18 protein-coding genes are annotated in these 16,394 nt (G+C 38.2%); 10 read left to right on the top strand and 8 right to left on the bottom strand.

All coding sequences use genetic code 11. From position 1 onward, the window contains the following. The gene (gene odhB / locus ACIQCO_RS11910) at nt 1-1,275 is read left to right on the top strand and encodes a 2-oxoglutarate dehydrogenase complex dihydrolipoyllysine-residue succinyltransferase (RefSeq protein ID WP_400428698.1); all 1,275 of its coding nucleotides are present in this window, start codon (nt 1-3) and stop codon (nt 1,273-1,275) included. A 62-nt stretch (nt 1,276-1,337) separates the two neighbouring features. Here odhB and sda read toward each other — a convergent pair whose 3' ends face one another. After that, entirely contained in the window at nt 1,338-1,463 is a 126-nt protein-coding gene (gene sda / locus ACIQCO_RS11915) for a sporulation histidine kinase inhibitor Sda (RefSeq protein WP_400428900.1), read from the bottom strand. A gap of 238 nt (nt 1,464-1,701) precedes the next feature. On the opposite strand from sda, the gene ACIQCO_RS11920 reads away from it, so the two are divergent. After that, nucleotides 1,702-3,339 (top strand): AMP-binding protein, encoded by a 1,638-nt coding sequence (locus ACIQCO_RS11920; protein ID WP_400428699.1) that lies wholly within the window; start codon nt 1,702-1,704, stop codon nt 3,337-3,339. Nucleotides 3,340-3,438: 99 nt separating this feature from the next. Then, nucleotides 3,439-3,642 carry a DUF6501 family protein gene (locus ACIQCO_RS11925; RefSeq protein WP_400428701.1) on the top strand — a complete coding sequence of 68 codons (204 nt, stop codon included), beginning with the start codon at nt 3,439-3,441 and terminating at the stop codon, nt 3,640-3,642. A 52-nt stretch (nt 3,643-3,694) separates the two neighbouring features. Here the strand turns inward: ACIQCO_RS11925 and ACIQCO_RS11930 are convergent, their stop codons facing one another. Then, nucleotides 3,695-4,294, bottom strand: a complete 600-nt coding sequence (locus tag ACIQCO_RS11930) for a YhcN/YlaJ family sporulation lipoprotein (RefSeq protein WP_400428702.1) — start codon at nt 4,292-4,294, stop codon at nt 3,695-3,697. Nucleotides 4,295-4,438: 144 nt separating this feature from the next. Between ACIQCO_RS11930 and crcB (ACIQCO_RS11935) the strand changes: the two genes are divergently transcribed. Further along, a complete protein-coding gene (gene crcB, locus ACIQCO_RS11935; protein WP_400428704.1) occupies nt 4,439-4,819 on the top strand; it encodes a fluoride efflux transporter CrcB in 381 nt (126 codons plus the stop codon). Then, the gene (crcB, locus tag ACIQCO_RS11940; protein ID WP_400428706.1) at nt 4,816-5,175 is read left to right on the top strand and encodes a fluoride efflux transporter CrcB; all 360 of its coding nucleotides are present in this window, start codon (nt 4,816-4,818) and stop codon (nt 5,173-5,175) included. Before crcB (ACIQCO_RS11935) ends, crcB (ACIQCO_RS11940) begins: the two co-directional genes overlap by 4 nt. Before the next feature lie 29 nt (nt 5,176-5,204). On the opposite strand, the gene yidC is transcribed toward crcB (ACIQCO_RS11940), so the two are convergent. The 4 genes from yidC to ACIQCO_RS11960 all read right to left on the bottom strand — a co-directional run bounded on the left by yidC (nt 5,205) and on the right by ACIQCO_RS11960 (nt 10,322). After that, nucleotides 5,205-5,999 carry a membrane protein insertase YidC gene (gene yidC / locus ACIQCO_RS11945; RefSeq protein WP_400428707.1) on the bottom strand — a complete coding sequence of 265 codons (795 nt, stop codon included), beginning with the start codon at nt 5,997-5,999 and terminating at the stop codon, nt 5,205-5,207. Nucleotides 6,000-6,487: 488 nt separating this feature from the next. Then, nucleotides 6,488-7,240, bottom strand: coding sequence for a pyruvate formate-lyase-activating protein (gene pflA, locus ACIQCO_RS11950; protein WP_400428709.1), 753 nt, complete (start codon nt 7,238-7,240; stop codon nt 6,488-6,490). A gap of 67 nt (nt 7,241-7,307) precedes the next feature. Further along, a complete protein-coding gene (gene pflB / locus ACIQCO_RS11955) occupies nt 7,308-9,533 on the bottom strand; it encodes a formate C-acetyltransferase (RefSeq protein ID WP_400428710.1) in 2,226 nt (741 codons plus the stop codon). A gap of 336 nt (nt 9,534-9,869) precedes the next feature. Further along, entirely contained in the window at nt 9,870-10,322 is a 453-nt protein-coding gene (locus ACIQCO_RS11960) for a cupredoxin domain-containing protein (RefSeq protein WP_400428712.1), read from the bottom strand. 265 nt (nt 10,323-10,587) lie between these two features. On the opposite strand from ACIQCO_RS11960, the gene mprF reads away from it, so the two are divergent. Together mprF and ACIQCO_RS11970 are read left to right on the top strand one after the other, a co-directional pair. Next, a complete protein-coding gene (mprF, locus tag ACIQCO_RS11965; protein WP_400428714.1) occupies nt 10,588-13,113 on the top strand; it encodes a bifunctional lysylphosphatidylglycerol flippase/synthetase MprF in 2,526 nt (841 codons plus the stop codon). A gap of 145 nt (nt 13,114-13,258) precedes the next feature. After that, complete coding sequence (locus ACIQCO_RS11970) at nt 13,259-14,428, top strand: D-alanyl-D-alanine carboxypeptidase family protein (protein WP_400428716.1); 1,170 nt, start codon at nt 13,259-13,261, stop codon at nt 14,426-14,428. A gap of 40 nt (nt 14,429-14,468) precedes the next feature. Here the strand turns inward: ACIQCO_RS11970 and ACIQCO_RS11975 are convergent, their stop codons facing one another. Beyond that, nucleotides 14,469-14,723, bottom strand: a complete 255-nt coding sequence (locus tag ACIQCO_RS11975) for a hypothetical protein (RefSeq protein ID WP_400428718.1) — start codon at nt 14,721-14,723, stop codon at nt 14,469-14,471. A 174-nt stretch (nt 14,724-14,897) separates the two neighbouring features. On the opposite strand from ACIQCO_RS11975, the gene ACIQCO_RS11980 reads away from it, so the two are divergent. Next, nucleotides 14,898-15,386 (top strand): Hsp20/alpha crystallin family protein, encoded by a 489-nt coding sequence (locus ACIQCO_RS11980; RefSeq protein WP_400428720.1) that lies wholly within the window; start codon nt 14,898-14,900, stop codon nt 15,384-15,386. A 92-nt stretch (nt 15,387-15,478) separates the two neighbouring features. Further along, nucleotides 15,479-15,889, top strand: coding sequence for a hypothetical protein (locus ACIQCO_RS11985; protein WP_400428722.1), 411 nt, complete (start codon nt 15,479-15,481; stop codon nt 15,887-15,889). A gap of 29 nt (nt 15,890-15,918) precedes the next feature. Here the strand turns inward: ACIQCO_RS11985 and ACIQCO_RS11990 are convergent, their stop codons facing one another. Beyond that, the gene (locus ACIQCO_RS11990; protein WP_400428724.1) at nt 15,919-16,161 is read right to left on the bottom strand and encodes a YkuS family protein; all 243 of its coding nucleotides are present in this window, start codon (nt 16,159-16,161) and stop codon (nt 15,919-15,921) included. 99 nt (nt 16,162-16,260) lie between these two features. On the opposite strand from ACIQCO_RS11990, the gene ACIQCO_RS11995 reads away from it, so the two are divergent. Further along, the gene (locus tag ACIQCO_RS11995; RefSeq protein WP_400428725.1) at nt 16,261-16,392 is read left to right on the top strand and encodes a YuzL family protein; all 132 of its coding nucleotides are present in this window, start codon (nt 16,261-16,263) and stop codon (nt 16,390-16,392) included. The last annotated feature ends 2 nt before the right edge of the window (nt 16,393-16,394 follow it).

The following is a 16,394-nucleotide window of genomic DNA, read 5'->3' on the forward strand; positions in this document are numbered from 1 at the left end:
ATGGCGGATATTGTAGTGCCAGAATTAGCAGAATCGATTTCAGAAGGAACGATTGCGAAATGGTTAAAGAATGTCGGGGAACATGTCGAGCAAGGTGACTATCTAGTAGAACTGGAAACCGATAAAGTAAACGTGGAAATTATCTCAGACTTTTCCGGGGTTCTTACAGAACAGAAATTTGCAGAAGGCGATACAGTTAAAGTGGGTGAGACCATTGCCACAGTGGATGAAAGTGTTCGGACTGCCCCGCAAACTAAACAGGCCGAATCGACTAAAGACGAATCGACTAAAAATGAAAATATGGAATCTTCGTCAAAGAATGCTGGTACCAATACCAATTCAGAGAATCCGCCGGCGGATATGAGTGAAACTAAAACTTTGCCTCCAATCGCTTCTCCGGCAGCACGACGTCTTGCAAGGGAGAAGGGGATTGATTTAAATGAGATTCGGTCCTCGGATCCACTAGGAAGAATTAGGAAACAGGATATCACGTCTTTTCAACCGGATCCTCATCCAAACAATCAGTCCGTGCCGAAGGTGGAACCAAAAGGAGAAAGTGCACAAGATAGTGAAAAACCAATCATCTATGAACGGATGTCAAGACGCCGGCAAACCATTGCAAAACGGCTGGTAGAGGTTCAGCAAACGGCGGCGATGCTGACGACATTTAATGAAATTGATATGACGGCTGTAATGGATGTAAGGAAACGAAGAAAAGATAAATTCTTCGAGGAGCATGATGTCCGGCTTGGTTTTATGTCCTTTTTCACGAAGGCGGTTGTAGCCGCCTTAAAGAAATACCCTTATATTAATGCTGAAATTCAGGGGGACCAGCTGCTGGTTAAAAAGTTTTATGACATTGGTATCGCTGTTGCGGCCGAGGAAGGACTTGTCGTACCTGTTGTTAGAAATGCCGACCGTAAATCATTTGCTGAAATTGAAATGGATATTATGGAGCTTGCCGAAAAGGCGAGAAACAACAAATTAGCGTTAAAGGATTTACAGGGCGGAACGTTTACGATTACAAATGGCGGTGTGTTTGGGTCTTTACTTTCTACTCCAATCCTAAACGGCCCGCAGGTCGGAATCCTCGGAATGCATAAAATTCAACTTCGCCCAGTGGCGATTGATAAAGAGAAAATGGAAAATCGGCCTATGATGTATGTGGCCCTCTCGTATGACCATCGGATTGTGGATGGGAAGGGGGCCGTCAGCTTCCTAAGTAAAATAAAAGAATTGCTGGAGGACCCGGAAAATTTACTTCTTGAGGGATAAGACAATCTACACTATAAAAAACCGCTGAATCAATATTCAGCGGTTTTTCCATAAATATATTACTAACGATTCTTGTTCGGCCTTAATCCGCGGCGTCTGATTTCATCCTTTAAAATTTTAATCCATTCCTTTTCCTTGCCAGTCTTTAATGCATCCCGATACGAAACAACCAACTGCTCGTTACTCATAATTTTCAATTTGCGAATGCCCTCCTTGGAAAATGGATTGAATATTCAGTTTTAATTATTGTAATGGTTTTCTCATGTTTTGAGAACCCCTATTTAACAATTAAAAAAAGTTTCACACATTTTTCACAAAGTGGAATTATATTTTAAAAATATTGAATATTCATTTAAATATGGTAACATAATTTTGACAGCGTTTTATTAACTATTCCATTTAAAAAGGACAAAGGGGGATATAAGTTTGTCGACTTTATTGAATGTAACGATTGGGGAATTATTAGAAAAAAAGGCAGATTTGCATCCAATGCATGAAGCAGTGGTTTATTCAGATCGCAATTTACGCCTAACTTACCGTGAATTTGATGATATTTGCCGAAGAGCCGCAAAAGGGTTTATCAAATTAGGAATTGATAAAGGAGAACATCTTTCTGCTTGGTCGACAAATACGCCAGAATGGCTGATCACCCAATTTGCAACTGGAAAGATGGGTGCGGTCCTAGTGACAGTGAACACGAATTATCGCACAGCTGAACTGGAATATCTGTTAGAGCAATCCGATGCCACGACAATCATTTTGATGGATACTTGGAAAGATTCATCCTATATTGAGATGCTATATGAAATTGTACCGGAATTAAAAGGTAGTGAGCCTGGCAAGTTGAAAAGCAGCCGCTTGCCTTTTTTAAAAAATGTTATTGTTCTTGGAGATCAAAAATATCCGGGAACCTATTGCTGGGATGACATTTTAAAACTTGGTGATACCATTACAGATGAGGAATTAAACGAACGAATGGCTTCTCTCGACCCAGAAGATGTCATTAATATGCAGTACACCTCAGGGACTACAGGGTTCCCAAAAGGGGTGATGCTCACCCATAACAATATTGTCAATAACGGCTTTAATATTGCGGGCTGTATGGAGCTGGAAGCAAAAGACAGGCTTTGTATTCCTGTGCCGTTTTTCCACTGCTTCGGCTGTGTCCTCGGAACGATGGCTTGTGTTTCTGTTGGTGCCACAATGGTTCCGGTTCAAGAATTCAATCCAAAAAGAGTTTTACAAACCGTTCAAGATGAAAAATGTACAGGGCTGCATGGTGTTCCCACGATGTTCATCGCCGAATTGAATGATCCTGATTTTGAAAAATATGACTTATCCACGCTCAGGACGGGAATTATGGCGGGTTCGAATTGTCCAATAGAGGTAATGAAAGCAGTTATCGGAAAAATGGGAGCTGCTGAAATAACAATCGCATACGGGCAAACAGAATCATCACCAGTTATCACACAAACAAGAACCGATGACCCGATTGAATTGCGTGTTGAAACTGTAGGTAAGGCACTTCCGAATGTTGAGGTGAAAATTGTTGAACCTGGTTCGAGCAAGGAAGTGGCTCGAGGTATACAGGGGGAGTTATGTACTAGAGGTTACCATGTTATGAAGGGGTATTATAAAAATCCTGAGGCCACAAAGGAAGCCATTGATAAAGATGGCTGGCTGTATACTGGTGATTTAGCTGTAATGGACGAAAATGGCTATTGCAAAATTACCGGCCGTCTAAAAGATATGATCATCAGAGGAGGGGAAAATATTTATCCTCGTGAAATTGAAGAATTTCTCTATTCATATCCAAAAATTCTTGATATCCAGGTTGTTGGTGTTCCCAATGAAGTTTATGGGGAGGAAGTAATGGCTTGGATCATTTTAAAAGAGGGGGAATCGGCCACAGTTGAAGAAATTCAGGATTATTGTAAAGGGAAGATTTCCAAACACAAAATACCGCGTTACATAAATTTTACTGATTCCTATCCAATGACGGCTTCGGGGAAAATACAAAAATTCCGCCTTAGAGAACAATCTGTTGAAAGTGTAAAAAATTGAAACGATATCAAATAGCTGAGACAACGATTTTGTTGCGCAGCACGGCTTCAATTGATTATACTAATAATTGGACAATGACCGAAAGGAACGGTGGCAGCAATGATTCATTTATCGTGGCGTGATCGCGAAACAGTTAAGAAGGTAAAATGTGTTCATACGGATGCAAAAAAATATCTTGTTAATAATACTTTAACGGCAGGAAACTTCTATGATGTGAAGAATGAGACAGAAGAGTTTTATTACCTTATCGATAATACTGGAAAAATCGGCGGCTATTACAAAGAATATTTCCAAGACGCCTAAATCCAATAAATGCCTGGCTTAACAGCCAGGCATTTATTAATGATATTAGCCATTATCTTTGGTTAGGAAACACCCTGCGGATGGTATCGGTAAAATCGTTAAAGAAACCGGAGATTGGTCTGCCATTGCGAATATCGCCTGCATAGTTATTCATTCGATCGTAGAAATCCGGGTTAACGGATACATATACATTGTCAATATCACGATCGACCGATTTAACTGCACGGGAAATTTTATCTTCAATAGTTGATGTCATTTCATTTCGAGATGAACGGTCCAACTTAGCAGCAACGTAAGCGTTATTTTCGGTTACAATGACATTTGCTCGGTCCACTTCAGGTAAATCCGCTACCTTATCTGCAGCCTTATCAGCCACTCTCATTTTTGACTGATTGTTCCCAACATTATTTCGATTATCATTACGTACATTTCTTACATTGTTACGATTCATATCTCGATCAAGCCTTGTGTCACTTGTATCAATACCCGTTACGGCAGGACCGCCGGGGTAATTAGGATTGGTGTAATTTACCCTGGTTGGTTCTGTTGCATTCCGGTTGCGGGCGACATTATCATTGACATTATTCCGTGCGCAACCGGATAAGTAAAGACTAAAGATGAGGGTTGAAATGACGAATAAACTTTTTTTCATGTTGTTTTAACACTCCTTTTGTCTTAGTCGTACAAGATTAGGATGCCAAATTTGAATCAAACTATCCTTACAAACAAAATGGAAAAAAATAAAATGGTTATGTTAGAATGTAGGTACTTTTAGTTGTTTATTGGGGTGTTATGTTTGGTTTATTTCTTAGTTGGATTAGGTGGGATCGCAGGGAGTTTGCTCCGTTATGGCTTATCTTTTTTAGCCGTACATATTTGGGGGAAAGACTTTCCAATTGGAACGCTCCTCATTAATCTTAGCGGTGCATTTTTCCTCGGCTGGATTACAAGCCATTTTGTCCATGCCAAAAAGCTTCATCCAAATTTAGTAACAGCACTTTCAACAGGGGTTATTGGCTCCTATACGACATTTTCAACCTTTTGTCTGGAAACAGTCCATTTATTTGAAGAAAATGATTATTTATTTGGGTTTCTCTACATAGCTTCCAGTTTACTTGGCGGTCTTTTATTTACTCATTTGGGAATTCAGTCAGGGAGAAATGGGGTGCGAAGATGAGCGGAATCATATTAGTTTCGATTGGGGGATTTTTTGGTGCAATCAGCCGGTTTGTTATCAGTAAGAGTATCCAAAGAAGAAACCCTAAGGGTTTTCCCTTAGGGACGTTAGCAGTCAATTTAACTGGGGCGTTTTTATTAGGAATGCTAACTGGTATGCAAATAAATCGACATGTACAGGCACTATTGGGAATTGGATTTATGGGCGCTTTTACAACCTTTTCAACTTTAAAACTTGAATCCGAACAGCTTAGAAAGGATAAAAAATATAAGGCTTTTTATCGGTATTTAGTTTTAAGTTATTCCATAGGTATCCTATTTGCCTTTTGCGGCCTAATAATCGGAAGAAGGTTATAAAAAAAAGCGCCAGGGGCGCTTCTTTTTAACTATTTATTCTGTTTTGCCTGCACTAATTCTGGTTTTTTCGTTTGATAAAGTTTATGGCTAATCATGGTTTGAACAATTAAGAATGTTCCACCCACTACCCAATATAGCGGCAAAGCAGCTGGGGCAGTATAAGAAAACATGACAATCATTAACGGAGAAAGCAATCCCATGAATTTCATTTGCTGCTGCTGCGCAGTTGGCATATTGGTTTGCGAAACCTTAAATTGAAAATAATAAATTAGCCCAGCGATAATGGTAATATAGATATCAGGCTTTCCAAGACTAAACCAGAGAAATTCATGGGTTTTAATCACTTCAGACCCGCGAATCGCATAATAAAAGGCAGTAAGAATCGGCATTTGAATCAGCAGTGGTAAACAGCCCATATTTAATGGATTCACCCCATGCTTTTTATATAGACCCATCATTTCAGCCTGAAGCTCTTGCTTTTTCTTTGGATCTTTTTCGGTCTTCATTTTCTTTTGAATAACATCCATCTCTGGCTTTAGGACATCCATTTTTTCTTTCATGCCCATTTGGTTTTTATACTGTTTTAGCATTAAAGGCATTAAGATAAGTCGGATTATGACCGTCACAAGGATAATAGCGATCCCATAGTTTCCGTTAAATAATTCAGCGACAGATTTAATGAAAATCCATAACGGATGAACAAGGTAATCGTGGAAAAAGTTTCCGTTTGTACCGCTTGGATCCTGTGAAGAACAGCCAGAAAGCAATAAAGTTGTTAACGATAAAAGAGCAATTAGATATATTGAAGAACGTTTCGTTTTCATATTTCCTCCTAAAATGTTGTATAGAATGTTAAGTAAAAAGGAAGGAAATAGGTTCTTCGGAATCATCCTGAGTATATTCTTTTTTTCGAATATATTTTACAATTCTAATGAGAATATAACTGCCATTTAAACAGCTTTTTTTCTTATAAAAAAATAGTGGATGAATAATTTTTGTGTTCGCAGGATTTGAAAGGGAGCCAATAAATGAATATTCCACACCCCAAGCCAATAAAAATTTCAGTATTAATCCAAAGTAAATACTGATATAAAGAGCATTCAGGGTATTAATATCCGAATTATCGATAAGTAACTGAAACAAAAATTATCACCTCGTTTGTGTAGCCAATGATATGAGTATATAGGAGAATAGCTAAATAATCAATTTAAACTATGGCAAAATACTAGTGTTTGGAAACTTTACTAAATGTGCATCGGCGTTGAAAAGTAACAACACCGGTTCCAGTTGGAAGCGGTGCTGATTATAACGATTATTTTTCAAGTATTGGTTTATTCCAATGTGCAGTCAGCTTGTGATAAGCAAATTCCACTTTATCTTCCGCTGGGGGCTCAATATCCTTTAATGGATATTCAAGTCCAAGTGCTTCCCATTTATAGACCCCGAGTTTGTGGTAGGGGAGAATCTCAATCTTTTCGACATTTTCCAGTGTTCCAATGAATTCACCCAGTTTTTGCAGGTCTTCAGGATCATCGCTTACAGTTGGTACCAATACATGGCGAACCCAAATAGGTATACGTCGATCTGATAGAAATTTTGCAAATTCAAGAATATGGTCATTTGCCATTCCGGTTAATTGAATATGCTTTTTCCGGTTGATATGTTTTAAATCAAGCAGGATTAGGTCAGTGTACTGCAACAGTTCTTCAAGCTGTTCGATGAAAAGCTTAGAGTGAGAGAAGCAGCCCCCAGAAGAATCAATGGTTGTATGAATCCCTCTCTGTTTACATTCTTTAAATAATTCAATTAAAAAAGGAATTTGCAATAACGGTTCACCGCCGCTTACCGTGATTCCGCCTTTGGATGCTTGAATGAAAGGGAGATAGCTCGTCAAATCATCAATGATTTCGGAAACGGTCATTTGTTTGCCCGTGCCGATTTCCCAGGTATCTGCATTATGGCAAAACTGGCAGCGTAAAAGGCAGCCTTGGGTAAAAACAATATAACGAATCCCTGGTCCGTCGACAGTCCCTAATGTTTCAATGGAATGAATATTTCCGTTCATGATGATATTCCCCTTTCATTTATAAGAAGGGAGCTCCTCGAAAGGGGCCCCTCCCCAAAACTGCTAATTACAATGATTCATGGAAAGTACGGTTGATAACGTCAAGCTGTTGTTCTTTTGTTAGTTTAATAAAGTTTACCGCATAGCCAGAAACTCGAATCGTTAATTGTGGATATTGTTCTGGATGCTCCATTGCATCAATTAATGTTTCTCTATTAAAGACGTTTACGTTAAGGTGATGTCCAGTTTTAATGACATACCCGTCCAAGATGGAGACTAGGTTGCGAATTTGTGTTTCTTCTTCTTTGCCTAATGCTTTTGGTACAATCGAGAAAGTATTAGATATACCATCCATTGCATAGCTGTAAGGAAGCTTAGCAACAGAAGATAGGGAAGCTAATGTTCCTTTCGTATCACGGCCATGCATTGGGTTTGCACCAGGTGCAAACGGCTCTCCGGTGCGTCGGCCATCAGGCGTATTACCGGTTTTCTTACCGTAAACCACGTTTGAAGTAATGGTTAATACTGATAAGGTGTGAACAGAATTTCGATACGTTACATGTTTGCGTAATTTTTTCATGAAGGTTTCCACAATTTCTACAGCGATGCTGTCAACACGGTCATCATTGTTTCCGTATTTAGGGTAGTCACCGGCTGTTTCAAAATCAACAGCCAATCCATTTTCATCACGAATTACTTTTACTTCGCCATATCTAATCGCACTAAGGGAATCAGCGACAACGCTTAAACCGGCAATTCCTGTTGCCATAGTACGAAGTATTTCTGTATCATGCAGGGCCATCTCAATTCTTTCATAGCTGTATTTATCGTGCATATAATGAATGACGTTCAAGGTGTTAATGTAAAGACCTGCAAGCCATTCCATCATATGATCAAATTTTTCCATGACTTCTTCATAATTCAACACTTCAGCAGTGATTGGCTGATAAAGCGGCCCAACCTGTATCTTTAACTTTTCATCGACGCCGCCGTTGATGGCGTAGAGTAGGGCTTTGGCAAGGTTTGCACGAGCGCCGAAGAACTGCATTTGCTTGCCGATTTCCATCGCGGATACACAGCAGGCAATTCCGTAATCATCGCCGTATTCAGGGCGCATAATCGAATCGTTTTCGTATTGAATCGAACTTGTCTTAATCGACATATTCGCACAGTACTTTTTAAAGTTTTCAGGCAGCTGTGGTGACCATAGAACGGTTAAGTTTGGTTCTGGTGCCGGTCCTAAATTATCTAATGTATGAAGGAAACGGAATGAGTTCTTGGTTACAAGTGCACGTCCGTCCAAAGACATTCCGCCGATTGATTCTGTTACCCATGTTGGGTCACCGCTAAATAATTCATTATAATCCGGTGTGCGGGCGAATTTCACCAGGCGCAGTTTCATGATAAAGTGGTCAACGATTTCTTGTGCTTCCATTTCTGTTAATGTACCATTTTGCACATCTCTTTCGATATAAATGTCAAGGAAGGTAGAAACGCGTCCAAGGCTCATTGCGGCTCCGTTTTGCTCTTTAATCGCTGCTAAATATCCTAGGTATAACCATTGGAATGCCTCTTGGGCAGTTTCGGCAGGGCGGGAAATATCAAATCCATAGCTGGTGCCAAGCTCTTTCAACTCTTTTAGAGCGCGAATTTGTTCAGCGAGTTCCTCGCGTAACCGAATATTATCTTCTGTCATAACTTTGCTGGTATTTTTATAATCGTTTTGTTTTTCTTTGATTAAGAAATCGACACCGTATAATGCAACACGACGATAATCACCAATTATCCGGCCACGGCCATAGGCATCAGGAAGGCCGGTAATGATGGCTGCTTTACGAGCAAGCATCATTTCGTCCGTATAGGCATCGAATACACCTTGATTGTGCGTTTTTCGGAACTCAGTGAAAATTCTTTCGATTTCAGGATTTAATTCATAACCGTAAGCTTCGCAGGCTGCTTTGGCCATCCGAACTCCACCGAAAGGCTGCATCGAACGATTAAATGGTTTGTCCGTTTGAACACCAACTACTTTTTCTAATTCTTCATTCAGATATCCTGGTCCATGGGAGGTAATCGAAGAAACCGTTTCGGTATCCATATCGAGGACACCGCCGTTTTCACGTTCCTGCTTGGTAAGTTCCATTACTTGTTCCCAAAGTTTGTTTGTAGCGTCAGTTGGACCAGCTAAGAAGGAGTCGTCACCTTCAAATGGAGTGTAGTTTTTTAAGATAAAATCGCGAACGTTAACTTCCTTAGACCATGATCCGTTTATAAATCCATTCCATTCTTTCATTATTTTTCACCTCTTAAGTTTTTGAAAAAATATATAACAGATGAGATATTTTTATCTTAAACCAAGTATAACAGGTTGAAATTGAAATGTGGGGCATAAAATAGGGGATATTTGTTAAGAAATTGTGAAGTGTTGGTGTTTAAGAGTTTTAAGTGGTTTGAATGTGACTTTTTTATGAACTTCTCTTCGGTGGAGTAAAAACTGTACTATATAAAAGTAGTTGATTTTGAAAACTGTTTTATAGAGGGAAATGGATAATATCAATATATTGATAGTGAAAACCTATGAAACAGCAGGCTTTGACCAATGAAAAAAGCAGGAATACTGTCCCTGCTCTTAATTGACTACTATATCAGCAATCATCGGCCCATTATGTGATCGATCTGAATGTGCCTCACAAATTATCCGGTAAGTTCCTGCTTTATCGAATTGAAGTGGAACAACGGTTTCCTCACCTTTTTTTACTGTTCCCTTAATTTTTGTGCCTTCAATATAGAAAGGATGTTTTTCTCCGTTAATCCCACTAATATACAAATTCACTTTTTCGCCCTTTTTCATAGAAATTGAACCAGGGTCCCACCGATATACCTCTAATTCCTTGCCATTTTTCATTTTCGTCTTGAATTCTACTGTAACCATATGAATCTCACGGGTTTCCTTATCTGATTGGTGATTAAATACGGTAGAATCACCTGCTTTTAACATAAACCATGCTGAAATACTTGCAAGGACAACTCCTACCGCTAGAAAGAAAAGCAATGTTTCTTTTTTTAAGACTAAGAATCTCACATAATAACCCCCTCATAAATTTGTCCTATTTAATACTTATGCTGAGTACGCTAGGAAACTTGTCTCTTTTTTATATATTTTTTTTAATTGGATAAGCGGTAAAGAGGATTGCAGCATTTTGGTTTTAAAGAATGCAACGGTTGAACACCTTAGAAAATGTCTAGAATGAAAATAACGAATTGTCTATTAAACGAATATATCTCTTTGTTTTTCCTGGCGAAAAGTTTATATTTATATCAGGAATGAAAAATAGGTGGTTATTTTGTTGGGGATTAGAAAAGAAAAAATAGTAAAAACAGCAAAAATTATTTTTCCATTGTTTTTATTAATCTTTGCTATTACAGAAATCAAAAAGTTTTCCGGGGATTTGAATGTCCAGTTGCTTAGAAATGAGATCAATCAACTGAACTTCTGGATTTTATTGCTGATTTTAGCGATTACCTTTGCAGCAGTTTTACCAATGTTGTTTTACGATGTTATTTTAGTTCGTATCTTGAAATTAAAAGTTCCGAAACGGGAGCTTTTAGAACAATCGTTCATTGCTAATTCTTTTTCCAATTTAATCGGTTTTGGCGGCCTGATTGGTGCCATGCTGAGAACCTACTTTTTTCACAAGCTTGAACACGATAAACGAAGGCTGCTTGGGGTCATTGCCTCGGTTTCGCTTTTTTATTTAACAGGGATTTCAGCGCTAACCTGGATTGTGACGATTGGATTCCGCCACTTTCCATTGTTTGCTGATGTAAAGTGGCTTTACTTTGCTGTACTAGGCGTGGGTCTTTATCTGCCGATTTTTTTCATTATACATTCTTTTAAGTCGAAAAAAAATCAGACCCTGATTACGGCCAATGTTAGTATTAAACTTGTTATCGTTTCCATTGTAGAATGGCTGGCAGTGTTCGTCGCTATTTATTTTTTAAGCAGGATTTTGGGCATCCCAATCTCTTTTAAAAATCTTTTTCCTGTTTATATTGTGGCAGCATGTGCCGGTATCATTAGTATGATTCCTGGGGGACTCGGTTCGTTTGATTTAGTTTTCATTTGGGGAATGCAGGATTTACAAATTCCTGAGGAAAAAGTTTTGGTCCTGTTATTGTTTTATCGAATTGGCTATTATTTCATCCCTTTTATCATCAGTCTTGTGTTTTTTGTAAAGCTATATTGGGAAAAATGGAACCAATCCTGGAATTATTTGCCGAAAGCGATTATCCAAGGTTTAAGTCACGTTATTTTAACGATGCTGGTTTTTTTATCAGGATTAATCTTGTTATTATCTGCCAGTGTACCAGGAATCATGTCCAGGCTAAAGATAGCCCAGGAGCTCTTGTCTTTTCCAATTATTAATGTTTCCCACCAACTGTCGGTGGCGGCTGGATTTTTACTGTTGGGTTTATCGCGCGGAATTGAATATAGTGTTAAAAGGACATATGAGCTGACAATGTTCGCTTTAATTCTTGCGGCACTTTTCTCTATTTTTAAAGGTATAGATTATGAGGAAGCGATTTTTTTAATCATTGTAGCCTTAATCCTTAGAACATCAAAGGGACAATTTTATCGAGAAAGTTATGTTCTGACATGGGGAAAGACCATTTTTGATGTCACAGTCATTCTGATTATTACTTCGATGTACATTTTAATTGGCTATTTAAATTTACCAATTGCTAAATTAACGATTCCAGAAAAATTGTTACCATTTGTGATTGTGGATTACCGTGACTTATTTACTAGTGCCTTCATTGGGTTGGTTATTGCGTCATTAATCCTATTTACCGGCTATATAATCAGCTTCCGCAAAAAATGGAAATTTGAGAGATCGCAGGGCTATGAAAAGGAAATTTTCACTCATTTGAAAAATTATCAAGGGAAGGTTTTATCCCATTTGATCTTCTTGCATGACAAATATATCTTTTGGAATTGCAAGAAAAATGTCTTAATCCCTTTTCAGCAATATGCAGACAAGCTTGTTATTCTAGGAGATCCCATTGGTGAGCAAGACGAAATATCAAACGCAATTGATGAATTTCAGGAAATTGCTGACTTACATGGATTTACTCCTGTTTTTTACCAAGTCAGTGATGCGATGCTTCCCTATCTTCACGGACATGGCTTTGCTTTTTTTAAATTGGGAGAAGAGGCCTTTGTCGATCTTAGGACCTTTTCACTCTCGGGAAACAAAATGAAGAGCCTGCGTGCGATAAAAAACAAATTTAACCGTGAAAAATTTTATTTTGAAGTATTGCATCCTCCTTTTACGGATGAGTTCTTGGCTGAACTAGAAGAAGTTTCAAACGAATGGCTCCAGGGGAGAAAAGAGAAGGGGTTTTCATTAGGCTTCTTTGATAGTGGCTATTTAAACAAAGCGCCGATTGCGATTGTTAAAAATGGTGGGAACCGAATTATCGGCTTTATGAGCATCATGTATGTGTATGATGATTATCAAACCGTTTCAGTTGATTTAATGAGGTTTAGGCCAGAAGCAGAAACAGGAACCATCGATTTTCTGTTCCTTTCCTTAATTGATTGGGCAAAGGATCAGGGGTATCACCGATTTAATATGGGAATGGCACCGCTGGCCAATGTGGGACTATCAAGATTTTCCTTCTTAAGTGAAAAGATTGCCGCGCAAATTTTCTTGCACGGTCACTTTATTTACCACTTTCAAAGCTTAAGAAAATTTAAAGCGAAATATACAAATATTTGGGAACCGAAATATTTGGCTTACAGACGAAAAACCTCCTTACCTCTCATCATGACACAAATTACGTTATTAATTTCGAAAAAAAGATCTTAGGTTACCGCCGGTTGGGAATATTCCTCCAACCGGCTTTTTGTCCCGTTTAATTTCCACTTTGAACCAAACTTTAGGAAAAACTATTTATTTTTCCAAAAAATCTGGTAAAATCAAAGAGGAATTAAACGTAAAAGGGTGTTTAAGATTGAATAAATTTATTTCTCTTCTCGCGGTTGTACTCCTACTATTTACGAACCTATTAACTGTCAATGCAGCAGAAAATCAGCAATTAGCTCTAAAAAGTGAAGGTGCTGTTTTGCTAGATTCAGATACTGGTGCTGTGCTCTATGCAAAAAATGCGGAGGAAAAAATGTATCCCGCCAGTACTACCAAAATCGCAACCGCTATTTATGCGATTGAAAAAGGGAATTTAGACAGTATCGTTACGGTCAGTGCTAATGCAGTAAATCAAGATGGAACCAGGGTATATTTGAATGAAGGGGAACAGGTCTCGTTAAAGAAGCTGATCCAAGGGATGCTAATTAACTCCGGTAATGATGCGGCAGTGGCGATTGCTGAGTATATGGATGGTACTGTTGAACAGTTTGCAGAACATCTGAATGAATATCTAAAAACAACGATTGGGGTAAAAAATACCCATTTCATCAATCCGAATGGATTGTTTGACCAAAATCATTATACAACCGCAATGGACTTAGCATTAATGACGAATTATGCGATTAAGAACCCTGTTTTTTCTGAAATTTTTGGCACAAAAAGGCTTGAGTGGGAAGGGCAGTCATGGAAAACGACGCTCTTTACCCATCATCGGATGTTGAAAGGTGAATTGCCTTACGAGGGGATTACTGGGGGGAAGACAGGCTATACAACCGAAGCAAAACAAACTTTGGCCACGACTGCCGATAATGGGAAAATAAGGTTAACTGCTGTTGTCCTGAAGTCTGAGCAAAAACTAGATAAATATACAGACACAGCTCTTTTGTTTGATTACGGGTTTAAGGATTATCAGCATGCGACAATCAAGCAGGGTGAAATTTTTAAAACGGGTAATAAAGAATTTTATCCTGAAAACGATACTCTTTTTACAGAAAATATCGATGGATGCATAAAAAATATAGATAGCAACGGGATGCTGTCGATAGAAACTAAAAATGGTCAAGTGCTCCAATCGATTCAATTAAAGTATAACGAACCGCCTAAGCCCAAGGCAGTTGCAAAGAAAATAGAACAAAAACCAATAGAAAAAGAAAGTGAACAACCTCTTTTACAGGTAAATGTTATTTTTGGGTTTATGATTATCGCATTTGTAGGAATCTTTATCGGTATTCGAAAAAAGATTAATAGCAAATATTAAAAGGCCGTGGAAAGAATTTCTTTCCGCGGCTTTTTTATTACTACGGTTCAAAATTAAGCGGACGAGAGTCGAAGGAGGAAGGCGAGTCGATTTGATCTCTGTCATCAACAAAACTTCTTGTTGCCACGAAGTCACTTTTATCTCCAAAATTTTGACCGTAGCCCTGATTTTTTTTATCCGAATTATGCCAATCAGCTAACAAATTTTGACCAATATTTACCGCAGAAGCATTTTCAAAGGAATTAATTTTAATCATAAAGATATTAATATTAATATATGGAGTTGGAGCGGGCATTTCATCTCCTCCTTTTTCTTGCTTTTAAATATATGCGTTTCTTGAACGTTTATGAAGAAGAGGAATAAATGGATTAAATTACAAACCTGGTTAGTAATATGGAAGTAGGCATGTTAAAAATGATTTACATGGTTTTCACGGACCCTTTTAAAGGGACGAAGGGGGTGTGGATAGATGGATATGGAAAAATTAAAACAATGGATGGATGTTGCCAAGAATATGCATGGCGGTGATTTCTGGAGTAATATATTTGACCAAGAGTTCACTAAGCAATTTATGAATGAGCAACAATTTAAAACACCTTTTTCAAGCGGCGAGGGGCAGTCAATTCGGGAAGAGAAAAATTCGCGGACATTCCCGATTATCGATGTGTTAGAAAGCGAGCACGAAGTGATGGTCATAGTGGAGCTTCCAGGAGTTATGAAAGAGAATATTGAATTAGGGCTCAACGGCGATATCCTAACCATTAAAGGCAAGGCCCTGCCAATCCATCCACAATTTAAAGTCACCTATTCTGAAAGGTTTTATGGAGAATTCCAGCGTCAAATTAAAATACCTGATACCGTCCGTCCAAATCAGCTTAACGCCAAATTTTGGAATGGTCTTCTGTTTGTAAGTTATCAGCGCACGATTGAAAAAGGAGAAATCATTCCCATCGACTAACTATATTAATCGACTCCTTTTTAAGTGGACATGTTAAGCTGTTTTTTCCATATAAATGTAGTATGGTAGAAAATAAGGGAGCGTTTGTGAACATGTCATTAAAAAATTTATTCCTTATATTCCGGAAAAATGAATATGAAAAGGAATTAAAGAAGAAATTGTATTCCTTAGAAATAAATATAATGGAGATAAAAAGTACTCTGCAAAGCTTCCAAGAACAAATTCCGACAGAAAAGATTATCAAAACAAAGGAACCGCCGATTATCATCGAAAAAATTAATATTGAAAAGATAATAGTGGATAAATATGAGCTCAATAATAATTTTGGCCAGCTGGGAATTAAAGAATTAACAGGCAAATTAAACATTGGGGCAACATATGGCAGTGAGTATACACCTAATCTAGCTGGAGAAGAAAAAGAGGAAAACAGCCGAACCCAAAAAAAGCAAGAGCCCTTTACAGAAAAAGGCCCGAAGGTGAATATTAAAGCGAAAAAAGACTAAAGTGGAAGTCCTTTAGTCTTTTGAAAAAATTATTGCAGCCTGCTCTCCACTTGTTGACATACTTCATCTGCGGACATTCCGTTTGCATCAATAACAGAACCTTTTGTAAAGGTATCCTGCATTCCCATCATGTTAGAATCCAGGCCGGTAATAACACAGCAATCACAATTTTGCGCATCTGCTTCCTGTTTTAGTTCAACCACATCATAACCCTTTTCCCTTAATGCCTGCTGAATATTTGTAAGAGATTGTTCCACTCCAACTTTTGCCATACAAAACACCTCCTCCTCTAGATTATCATGCCAAAGTTTAAGGTAAATATTCTGTATAAAAGAGATAATTTTCCAAAAGCTAATAGGGGAGGTGTGCATATGGGAAAGCGTAAAAAAGACGCATCGACAATCGGGCTTAATTCTGCGCAAGTGGAAGGTCAAGGAACAACAACAACCGAAACAGGCGAAAGAGCAGAATCATCATCTAGAAAAAAACAAAAAAGATACTAACA

The sequence above is a fragment of the Neobacillus sp. NPDC093127 genome, assembly GCF_044754175.1.
Lineage (GTDB): Bacteria > Bacillota > Bacilli > Bacillales > Cytobacillaceae > Neobacillus.

What these genes read in the sequence shown, in the direction of transcription:
- odhB (WP_400428698.1), top strand. Translation starts at nt 1, where the DNA reads ATGGCGGATATTGTAGTGCCAGAATTAGCAGAATCGATTTCAGAAGGA.
- sda (WP_400428900.1), bottom strand. Translation starts at nt 1,463, where the DNA reads ATGAGTAACGAGCAGTTGGTTGTTTCGTATCGGGATGCATTAAAGACT.
- ACIQCO_RS11925 (WP_400428701.1), top strand. Translation starts at nt 3,439, where the DNA reads ATGATTCATTTATCGTGGCGTGATCGCGAAACAGTTAAGAAGGTAAAA.
- ACIQCO_RS11930 (WP_400428702.1), bottom strand. Translation starts at nt 4,294, where the DNA reads ATGAAAAAAAGTTTATTCGTCATTTCAACCCTCATCTTTAGTCTTTAC.
- crcB (WP_400428706.1), top strand. Translation starts at nt 4,816, where the DNA reads ATGAGCGGAATCATATTAGTTTCGATTGGGGGATTTTTTGGTGCAATC.
- yidC (WP_400428707.1), bottom strand. Translation starts at nt 5,999, where the DNA reads ATGAAAACGAAACGTTCTTCAATATATCTAATTGCTCTTTTATCGTTA.
- pflA (WP_400428709.1), bottom strand. Translation starts at nt 7,240, where the DNA reads ATGAACGGAAATATTCATTCCATTGAAACATTAGGGACTGTCGACGGA.
- pflB (WP_400428710.1), bottom strand. Translation starts at nt 9,533, where the DNA reads ATGAAAGAATGGAATGGATTTATAAACGGATCATGGTCTAAGGAAGTT.
- ACIQCO_RS11975 (WP_400428718.1), bottom strand. Translation starts at nt 14,723, where the DNA reads ATGCCCGCTCCAACTCCATATATTAATATTAATATCTTTATGATTAAA.
- ACIQCO_RS11980 (WP_400428720.1), top strand. Translation starts at nt 14,898, where the DNA reads ATGGATATGGAAAAATTAAAACAATGGATGGATGTTGCCAAGAATATG.
- ACIQCO_RS11985 (WP_400428722.1), top strand. Translation starts at nt 15,479, where the DNA reads ATGTCATTAAAAAATTTATTCCTTATATTCCGGAAAAATGAATATGAA.
- ACIQCO_RS11990 (WP_400428724.1), bottom strand. Translation starts at nt 16,161, where the DNA reads ATGGCAAAAGTTGGAGTGGAACAATCTCTTACAAATATTCAGCAGGCA.
- ACIQCO_RS11995 (WP_400428725.1), top strand. Translation starts at nt 16,261, where the DNA reads ATGGGAAAGCGTAAAAAAGACGCATCGACAATCGGGCTTAATTCTGCG.